1 rRNA gene is annotated in these 3,191 nt (G+C 47.8%); it reads right to left on the bottom strand.

Annotated features, from left to right (window positions below):
- Positions 1–12: 12 nt before the first annotated feature.
- A 23S ribosomal RNA gene (locus tag ACRC28_RS03045) occupies positions 13–2,921 on the bottom strand.
- Positions 2,922–3,191: the final 270 nt, after the last annotated feature.

Genomic DNA, 3,191 nt, shown 5'->3' with positions numbered 1-3,191 from the left:
TGTTAATATATATTGGTCAAGCCCTCGATCTATTAGTATTAGTCAGCTGAACATGTTGCCATGCTTACACCCCTAACCTATCAACCTTGTGTTCTTCAAGGGATCTTACTAGCTTACGCTATGGGAAATCTCATCTTGAGGTGGGCTTCACGCTTAGATGCTTTCAGCGTTTATCCCTTCCCGACTTAGCTACCCAGCTATGCTCTTGGCAGAACAACTGGTACACCATAGGTCGGTCCATCCCGGTCCTCTCGTACTAAGGACAGCTCCTCTCAAATTTCCTACGCCCGCGACGGATAGGGACCGAACTGTCTCACGACGTTCTGAACCCAGCTCGCGTGCCGCTTTAATGGGCGAACAGCCCAACCCTTGGGACCTACTTCAGCCCCAGGATGCGACGAGCCGACATCGAGGTGCCAAACCTCCCCGTCGATGTGAACTCTTGGGGGAGATCAGCCTGTTATCCCCGAGGTAGCTTTTATCCGTTGAGCGATGGCCCTCCCACGAGGTACCACCGGATCACTAAGCCCGACTTTCGTCCCTGCTCCACTTGTAGGTGTCGCAGTCAGGCTCCCTTCTGCCTTTGCACTCTTCGAACGATTTCCGACCGTTCTGAGGGAACCTTTGGGCGCCTCCGTTACTTTTTAGGAGGCGACCGCCCCAGTCAAACTGCCCACCTAACAATGTCCAGTCACCAGATTCATGGCGTCCTGTTAGAACTCCAGTAATATCAGGGTGGTATCCCAAGGATGACTCCACTAAAACTGACGTTCTAGTTTCCTAGTCTCCCACCTATCCTGTACAGATAATACCGAAATTCAATGCTAAGCTACAGTAAAGCTCTACGGGGTCTTTCCGTCCAATCGCGGGTAGCGAGCATCTTCACTCGCACTACAACTTCGCCGGATTTGCAGTTGAGACAGTGCACAAGTCATTACGCCATTCGTGCGGGTCAGAACTTACCTGACAAGGAATTTCGCTACCTTAGGACCGTTATAGTTACGGCCGCCGTTTACTGGGGCTTAAGTTCATACCTTCGATTGCTCTAAGTATTCCCCTTAACCTTCCAGCACCGGGCAGGCGTCAGCCCCTATACATCAGCTTTCGCTTTAGCAGAGACCTGTGTTTTTGCTAAACAGTTGCTTGTGCCTATTCTCTGCGGCCCACTCTCGTGGGCACCCCTTCTCCCGAAGTTACGGGGTCAATTTGCCTAGTTCCTTAACTGCAATTCTTCCGCCGGCCTTAGGATTCTCTCCTCACCTACCTGTGTCGGTTTGCGGTACGGGCACTACTTCTCTCCCTAGATGCTTTTCTTGGAAGCATAGAATCAAGCACTTCGGTTCCGTGGAACCTTCCCCATCACGCCTCAGAATTGTTAGAGTGGATTTGCCTTCCCTAACTCCCTAAACGCTTAGACTAGCATCCAATAGCTAGCACGCTCTATCTTTCTCCGTCACACCATCGGTAATAACGATTATAGTGGTATCGGAATATCAACCGATTGTCCATCACCTACGCCTTTCGGCCTCGGCTTAGGTCCCGACTAACCCACAGCGGACGAGCCTTCCTGTGGAAACCTTAGGTATTCGGCCTGTAGGATTCTCACCTACATCTCGCTACTAATGCCAACATTCTCACTTGTAATCAGTCCACCGCTCCTTACGGTACGACTTCAGCCCGATTACAACGCTCCTCTACCGCTCACACTATTGTGTGAACCCGTAGCTTCGGTGGTAAGTTTAGCCCCGTTACATTTTCGGCGCAGGATCTCTCGACTAGTGAGCTATTACGCACTCTTTCAATGAGTGGCTGCTTCTAAGCCAACATCCTAGTTGTCTTAGAAATCCCACATCCTTTCCCACTTAACTTACACTTTGGGACCTTAGCTGACGATCTGGGCTGTTTCCCTTTTGACTACGGATCTTATCATTCGCAGTCTGACTGCCGCGCTGACACTATCTGGCATTCGGAGTTTGATAAGGTTCGGTAAGCGCTATGCCCCCTAGCCCATTCAGTGCTCTACCTCCAGTAGTTACATTTCGCGACGCTAGCCCTAAAGCTATTTCGAGGAGAACCAGCTATCTCCGAGTTCGATTGGAATTTCTCCGCTATCCACAGCTCATCCCATGCTTTTTCAACAGCAACGTGGTTCGGTCCTCCACGAGGTTTTACCCTCGCTTCAACCTGGCCATGGATAGGTCACCCGGTTTCGGGTCTACAGCATGCAACTAGTCGCCCTATTAAGACTTGGTTTCCCTTCGGCTCCGGACCTTAAGTCCTTAACCTTGCTACATACCGTAACTCGTTGGCTCGTTCTACAAAAAGCACGTCATCACCCTCATATGGGGCTTTGACCGGTTGTAGGCATACGGTTTCAGGTTCTATTTCACTCCCCTCCCGGGGTTCTTTTCACCTTTCCCTCACGGTACTGCTTCACTATCGGTCATCAGGTAGTATTTAGCCTTGGGAGGTGGTCCTCCCTGCTTCCCACAAGGTTTCACGTGTCTCGTGGTACTCTGGATCACAGCTAGCTAACTCATCTTTTCACTTACAGGACTATTACCTTCTACGGTGTGTCTTTCCAAACAGCTTCAATTAAGATTTGTTAATGCATATATGCTGGTCCGCAACCCCAAGAATAAATTCTTGGTTTGGGCTCTTTCCTTTTCGCTCGCCGCTACTTGGGAAATCGATTTTTCTTTCTCTTCCTCTAGGTACTTAGATGTTTCAGTTCCCTAGGTTACCTCTATATAGCTATGTATTCACTATAAAGTACATGGGGTTTCCCATGTGAGTTTCCTCATTCGGAAATCTTCGGATCTCTGGTTATGTGCACCTACCCGAAGCTTATCGCAGCTTATCACGTCCTTCATCGGCTCCTGATGCCAAGGCATTCACCATACGCCCTTTGTAGCTTGACCTTTTAATTAGTCATGTTTCAGATTTTACAATCTTAAAATTAGTTACAAAGAATAGTATTTAAATTAAATATCTTTTCTTGGCTTTGTTGTATTAACAATATATTTCAATGTGCAATTTTCAAAGAACAAAATTTGAGAACCTAATGGTTTCTCAAAATTGAACAGGATATAAACAATCTAGAACCTTCTTTTAAAGAAGAAATTCGGCTATTCGAATTTTTTGTTTACTAGTCAAACATCTTGTTTGCTAGATTTCTCCATAGAAAGGAG

Source organism: Clostridium sp. (genome assembly GCF_051650885.1).
Classification (GTDB): Bacteria; Bacillota; Clostridia; order Clostridiales; family Clostridiaceae; genus Clostridium.
The sequence above is the reverse complement of the archived record's forward strand: the minus strand, read 5'-3'. Positions and strand labels throughout refer to the sequence as shown.